The sequence below is a fragment of the Bradyrhizobium sp. P5_C11_2 genome (genome assembly GCF_054049755.1).
On the sequence record NZ_JBFULT010000442.1, the window covers coordinates 1 to 6,425 of the forward strand.

The 6,425-nt window shown below is 66.4% G+C and carries 6 protein-coding genes and 2 pseudogenes; all 8 read left to right on the forward strand.

Annotated elements, in window-relative coordinates:
• Positions 1-165, forward strand: a pseudogene (gene murD / locus ACXJL8_RS30375) (UDP-N-acetylmuramoyl-L-alanine--D-glutamate ligase); the annotation flags it as partial.
• A gap of 2 nt (positions 166-167) precedes the next feature.
• Complete coding sequence (locus tag ACXJL8_RS30380) at positions 168-344, forward strand: hypothetical protein (protein ID WP_456622407.1); 177 nt, start codon at positions 168-170, stop codon at positions 342-344.
• 18 nt (positions 345-362) lie between these two features.
• A complete protein-coding gene (locus ACXJL8_RS30385; RefSeq protein WP_456622406.1) occupies positions 363-572 on the forward strand; it encodes a hypothetical protein in 210 nt (69 codons plus the stop codon).
• A 257-nt stretch (positions 573-829) separates the two neighbouring features.
• Positions 830-1,981 (forward strand): putative lipid II flippase FtsW, encoded by a 1,152-nt coding sequence (ftsW, locus tag ACXJL8_RS30390; protein ID WP_456622405.1) that lies wholly within the window; start codon positions 830-832, stop codon positions 1,979-1,981.
• Positions 1,982-2,168: 187 nt separating this feature from the next.
• A complete protein-coding gene (gene murG, locus ACXJL8_RS30395) occupies positions 2,169-3,269 on the forward strand; it encodes an undecaprenyldiphospho-muramoylpentapeptide beta-N-acetylglucosaminyltransferase (protein WP_456622404.1) in 1,101 nt (366 codons plus the stop codon).
• 138 nt (positions 3,270-3,407) lie between these two features.
• Positions 3,408-4,811: a UDP-N-acetylmuramate--L-alanine ligase gene (gene murC, locus ACXJL8_RS30400; protein ID WP_456686117.1), complete on the forward strand. Its 1,404-nt coding sequence runs from the start codon at positions 3,408-3,410 to the stop codon at positions 4,809-4,811.
• 4 nt (positions 4,812-4,815) lie between these two features.
• A complete protein-coding gene (murB, locus tag ACXJL8_RS30405) occupies positions 4,816-5,736 on the forward strand; it encodes a UDP-N-acetylmuramate dehydrogenase (RefSeq protein WP_456622435.1) in 921 nt (306 codons plus the stop codon).
• A gap of 116 nt (positions 5,737-5,852) precedes the next feature.
• Positions 5,853-6,425: pseudogene (locus ACXJL8_RS30410) on the forward strand (D-alanine--D-alanine ligase); the annotation flags it as partial.

Below are 6,425 nucleotides of genomic sequence, written 5' to 3' on the forward strand. Positions count from 1 at the left end.
GTCGAGCACGCCGCGCGCGATGCGGAGGCGTCGGGCTTGCAGGACGCCGTCGTGCTGTTGTCGCCTGCCTGCGCCTCCTTCGACCAGTACCGCAACTTCGAGATCCGCGGCACCAAGTTCCGCGAGCTGGTGCAGGCGCTGCCGGGTGTGAAGCCGGTGGTGTGAGGATGGCGCGGCAACGCTGGATCGGAATTGCCGTCGCTGCTCTTGCCGTCCCGGTCGTCGCGGGCTTTGTCTTCGTTGTCGTCATCGACAATCTCATGAGCGGATTCGGCGCATGCCGCGTCGTTCGCCAGCGCGCATTCGCCTCGCCAAGCGGTAGCCAGTTGGTCGTCGTGGTCTAGAAGTCGTGCGGCGCGACGGTGCCCGACAGCACGCAAGCCAGTATCGTGGCGCGCGGCCGGACATTCTCGCCCGAGAGCACGCCGACCTTTCTCAGCGTGCGCGAGCATCAGGATGTCAGCGTTGCCTGGATTAGCGAGCATGCCGTCAGGATCGGGTCCATTTCCGGGACAGTCCAAATTTACAAACGCGACCAGCGCGTTGGGGATGTCACGATCAATTACGAATAGGGCAGATCCGCAAGGTCTCGTGTCCCGGACGCGGTGCGGCACGAAGTGACGCTCCGCAGAGCCGGGACCCAGGAGCGGCAATGGGCCCCGGCTCTGCAGCGCACCGCCATAGCGTGTCGAAGACGCGCGTAAACGCGCTTATGGCGCTGCGCTGCGTCCGGGGCAAGAGACTCTCTACAAGTTCATCGATCCCCTTAACCCCCCGGTAACCAACCTCGGCGACCAATGGACCGACCTCTGTCCGAAAGCGGCCGCCCATGCTCTCCCGTGAAGAACGCACCCCCTTTTCCGAGTGGTGGTGGACCGTCGACAAGCCGCTGATGGGCGCGATCCTGGCGCTGATGCTTTGCGGGGTCATCCTGTCGCTGGCGGCGAGCCCGCCGGTTGCGACCCGCATCGGGCTCGATCCCTTCCATTTCTTCAGCCGCCACGTGATGTTCCTGGCGCCGTCCTTCATGGTGCTGGTCGGCGTCTCCTTCCTGTCGCCGCGGGCCATCCGGCGCTCGGCGCTGATCATCTTCGCGGCCAGCATCGTCCTGATCGTGCTGACGCTGGCCATCGGCCCCGAGGTGAAGGGCTCGCGGCGCTGGATCACGCTGCTCGGCGTCAACATCCAGGCCTCCGAAGTGGCCAAACCTTCGTTTGTCGTGATCGCGGCCTGGCTGTTTGCGGAATCGACCAGGCGGCCTGAGATGCCGGCGACCTCGATGGCGCTGGTGCTGCTCTTGATGCTGGTCTCGCTGCTGGTGATGGAGCCGGATTTCGGCCAGACCATGCTGATCCTGTTGGTGTGGGGCTCGCTGTTCTTCATCGCGGGCATGCGCATGATCTGGGTGTTCGGCCTCGCCGGCATCGGCGCCGCCGGATTGTTCAGCGCCTATCTGTTTGTTCCGCATGTGGCGGGCCGCATCAAGCGCTTCATGAACCCGGCCTCCGGCGACACCTTCCAGGTCGATACCGCCATGGAGGCCTTCTACAACGGTGGTTGGTTCGGGCTCGGGCCGGGCGAGGGCATCGCCAAGCGCAGCCTGCCGGACAGCCATACCGACTTCGTGTTCGCTGTCGCGGCCGAAGAGTTCGGCATCATCCTGTGCCTCGCCATGCTGGCGCTGTTTGCCTTCGTCGTGATCCGCACGCTGTCGCGCGCCTACGCCAATGAGGACATGTTCTCGCGCTTCGCGGCCTCTGGGCTAGCGATCCTGTTCGGCGTGCAGGCGGCGATCAACATGTCGGTCAACCTGCAGCTCATCCCCGCCAAGGGCATGACGCTGCCGTTCATCTCCTATGGCGGCTCCTCGATCGTGTCGCTGGCCTATGGCGTCGGCATGATGCTGGCGCTGACGCGGCTGCGCCCGCGCACCGAGGTGGAATCGATCGGCCACGCCGAGGCGATGCGCAGCTACGCGTGACCGCTCTCGTGTCCCGGACAAGCGCAGCGAAGCGGAGCGCAGAGCCGGGACCCAGAATGTCGCAACCATGGGCCCCGGTTCAGCAGCGCACCACGCCGCGAAGGGCGGCGCGCTGCGCTGCGCCCGGGGCACGAGCACTGTGTAGCTGGCTCGCAATGGCGGCGCTTTCCCTGTAAATACGGCCGCCATGGACACTTCCCCCTTGATTCTTCTCGCCGCGGGCGGCACCGGCGGCCATCTGTTTCCGGCCGAGGCGCTCGGCGTCGAATTGATCCGGCGCGGCTTTCGCGTCCGCCTCGTCACCGACGAGCGCGCGCTGCGCTATAGCGGGCTGTTCAGCAAGGACATGATCGACGTCGTCTCGAGCGAGACCGCGCGCGGCCGCAATCCGTTGCAGCTCGCCTATGCCGGCCTCACGCTCGCCGCCGGCACGCTCTCTGCGTATCGCCTGATCAAGCGATTGAAGCCGGTCGCCGTCGTCGGCTTCGGCGGCTATCCGACGCTGCCGCCGCTGGTCGCGGCGAAATTCGCCGGCGTGCCCGGCATCATCCACGACGCCAATGCCGTGCTCGGCCGCGCCAACCGCTTTCTGTCGAGCCGGGTTCGCGCCATCGCGACCTCGCTGCCCGGCGTGCTCGACCGCGATCCGGCGCTATCGGGCAAGACCACGACAGTCGGCACACCGATGCGCCCGGCAGTCCTTGCCGCAGCCGCGGTGCCATATGCCGCGCCCGAGGTGAACGGCCCGCTGCGCCTGCTTGTCGTCGGCGGCAGCCAGGGCGCGCGCATCATGGCCGACATCGTGCCGGGCGCGATCGAGCGGCTCGAGCCCGCGCTGTGGGGCCGGCTCATCCTCACCCAGCAGGTGCGCGACGAGGACATGGCGCGTGTGCGCGCGGTCTACGACAAGCTGAAGATCAAGGCCGAGCTCGCGCCGTTCTTCACCGATCTGCCGGCGCGGCTTGCCTCCAACCACCTCGTGGTGTCGCGCTCCGGTGCCGGCACCGTGGCCGAGCTCGCCGCGATCGGGCGGCCCTCGATCCTGGTGCCGCTGCCCGGCGCGATCGACCAGGACCAGTTCGCCAATGCCGGCGTGCTGTCCAAGGTCGACGGCGCGATCCGCATCCCGCAGACCGAGTTCACCTCGGACCGGCTGGCGTCCGAGATCTCGGGTTTTGCGGCCGAACCGGCACGACTGGCCACGATGGCTGCGGCGGCGAGGGGAGCGGGGCGGCTCGACGCCGCCGAGCGCCTGGCCGATCTGGTGGTCAAAGTCGCGGGAATCTGAGCCTAAACGGGCCGATTTTCGTATTTTTGCCGTCATGGCCGGGCTTGTCCCGGCCATCCACGTCTTGCATGAAGTAGCTTGGGATTCGTGGATGCCCGGGACGAGCCCGGCCATGACGACGGAACGACGGGATAGAGCATGAGACTGCCGCGCGAGATTGGACCCATCCACTTCGTCGGGATCGGCGGAATCGGCATGAGCGGCATCGCCGAGGTGCTGGTCAATCTCGGCTACGCCGTGCAGGGCTCGGACGCCTCCGACAATTACAATCTCGACCGACTGCGCAAGAAGGGCGCAAAGGTCTCGGTCGGCCACAAGGCGGAGAATGTCGACGGCGCCGAGGTCGTCGTGGTGTCCTCCGCGATCAAGCGCGACAATCCGGAATTGATGGCGGCGCGCGCGCAGCGCATTCCCGTGGTGCGCCGCGCCGAGATGCTGGCCGAGCTGATGCGGCTCAAGAGCTGCGTTGCCATCGCCGGCACCCATGGCAAGACCACCACGACCAYGATGGTCGCGACGCTGCTCGATGCCGGCGGTCTCGATCCCACCGTCATCAATGGCGGCATCATCAACGCCTACGGCTCCAACGCGCGTCTCGGCGCCGGCGACTGGATGGTGGTGGAAGCCGACGAGAGCGACGGCACGTTCCTGAAGCTGCCGACCGATGTCGCGATCGTCACCAATGTCGATCCCGAGCATCTCGATCACTTCAAGACGTTCGAGGCCGTGCAGGACGCTTTCCGAAGCTTCGTCGAGAACCTGCCGTTCTACGGCTTTGCCGTGATGTGCATCGATCATCCCGTCGTGCAAAGCCTGGTCGGCAAGATCGAGGATCGCCGCATCATCACCTACGGCGAGAACCCGCAGGCCGACGCGCGGTTCGTCGATCTCACCCCGATGGGTGGCGGATCGAAGTTCAAGGTCGCGTTCCGCGATCGCAAGACCGGCGCTGTGCATGAGATCGAAGATCTCATGCTGCCGATGCCGGGGCGTCACAACGCCTCCAACGCGACCGCCGCGATCGCGGTGGCGCGCGAGCTCGGCGTGTCGGACGAGGCGATCCGCAAGGCGATCGCCGGCTTCGGCGGCGTCAAGCGCCGCTTCACCAAGACCGGCGAGTGGAACGGCGTCACCGTGATCGACGATTACGGCCATCACCCCGTGGAGATATCGGCCGTGCTGAAGGCGGCGCGGGAATCCACCAACGGCAAGATCGTCGCCGTGGTGCAGCCGCATCGCTACACCCGCCTGCAATCGCTGTTCGAGGAATTTTGCACCTGCTTCAACGATGCCGATGCGGTGATCGTCGCCGACGTCTATGCCGCCGGCGAAACGCCGATCGAAGGCATCGACCGCGACCATTTCGTCTCAGGCCTGCGCGCGCACGGGCACCGCGAGGTGATCCCGCTGCCGGCGGCGACGGAGCTTGCGGGCATCGTCAAGGGACTCGCGGGATCGGGCGATCTCGTCGTGTGTCTCGGAGCCGGCAACATTACGCAATGGGCGTATGCGCTGCCCGGCGAATTGAAGGMGCTGGGGTAGAATGGTGGGATTCCCCGACATCACGCCCGAGCTCAAAGCCACGATGCCCAAGCTGCGCGGCCGGCTGCTCGCCAACCAGTCGCTCGCCGAGCTCACCTGGTTTCGCGTCGGGGGTCCCGCGCAGGTGCTGTTCACGCCGGCGGATGAGGACGATCTCGCCTACTTCCTCGCGCATCTCGCCGGCGACATTCCTGTCCATGTCGTCGGCGTCGGCTCCAATCTGATCGTGCGCGACGGCGGCATTGCGGGCGTCGTGATCCGGCTGGCGCCGCGCGCCTTCGGCGAGGCAGCCGCGAGCGGCGACACCGTGACGGCAGGTGCCGCCGCGCTCGACAAGCGCGTCGCGGAAGTCGCGGCCGGCGCCAATATCGGCGGGCTGGAATTCTACTTCGGCATTCCCGGCACCATCGGCGGCGCGCTGCGGATGAATGCGGGGGCCAATGGCGGCGAGACCAAGGACATGCTGGTCGAGGCGCGAGGGGTCGCGCGCGACGGCACGAAGCGCGTCTTCTCCAATGCCGACATGAAGTTCGTCTACCGCAACAGCGGCGTCGATCCCTCCGTCATCTTCACGTCTGCGCGTTTTCGCGGCGAGATCAGGGACGCGGACGCGATCCGCGCCCGCATGGCCGAGGTGCAGAGCCATCGCGAGACCGCGCAGCCGATCCGTGAAAAGACCGGCGGCTCGACCTTCAAGAACCCGCCCGGCCATTCCGCCTGGAAGCTGGTCGACGCCGCCGGCTGCCGCGGCTTGCGCGTCGGCGGCGCGCAGGTCTCGGAGATGCACTGCAATTTCCTGATCAACACCGGCGATGCCACCGCGCACGACATCGAGACGCTGGGCGAGACCGTGCGCGAACGAGTGAAGGCAAATTCCGGAATTGAGCTACACTGGGAAATCAAGCGGATCGGGGTTTCCAACTGACAGTCATTCCGGGGGCGCGAAGCGCAACTATGGTGCGCAATGCGCACCTGAGAATCTCGAGATTCCGGGTTCGATGCTTTCGTATCGCCCCGGAATGACAAATTGCGAGGAAGCGAATGCGCATCACCATTCTGTTCGGCGGCTCCAACCGGGAGCGTCTGGTTTCCGTCGCCTCGGCCCAGGCGCTGCATCAGGCGCTGCCCGAGGCCGATCTCTGGTTCTGGGACGTCCAGGACAAGGTGCACACCGTCCAGTCGATGCAGCTGCTCGAACATGCCCGTCCCTTCGAGGACGAGTTCAAGCCCGACACGCGCGGCATTCCGCTGGAGCAGGCGCTCGACCAGGCCAGGGCCGAGGACCGCGTGCTGGTGCTCGGCCTGCATGGCGGGCGCGCCGAGAACGGCGAATTGCAGGTGATGTGCGAGGCGCGCGGCGTGGCCTTCACCGGATCGGGCTCGGCCTCTTCCCATCTCGCCTTCGACAAGATCGCCGCCAAGCATTTTGCCGCGCTCGGCGGCGTGACGCCGCCGGCAAATATTGCGCTGGACAACATCGACGATGCCTTTGCCGAATACGGCCGGCTGATTGCGAAGCCGGCGCGGGACGGATCGAGCTACGGACTGATCTTCGTCAATGCCCGTCAGGACCTCGTCGCCGTCCGCAACGCGGCGAAGCATGAGGAGTACGTC

Coding starts and splice junctions, on each gene's coding strand:
- ACXJL8_RS30380 (WP_456622407.1), top strand. CDS start 168: ATGGCGCGGCAACGCTGGATCGGAATTGCCGTCGCTGCTCTTGCCGTC.
- murG (WP_456622404.1), top strand. CDS start 2,169: ATGGACACTTCCCCCTTGATTCTTCTCGCCGCGGGCGGCACCGGCGGC.
- ftsW (WP_456622405.1), top strand. CDS start 830: ATGCTCTCCCGTGAAGAACGCACCCCCTTTTCCGAGTGGTGGTGGACC.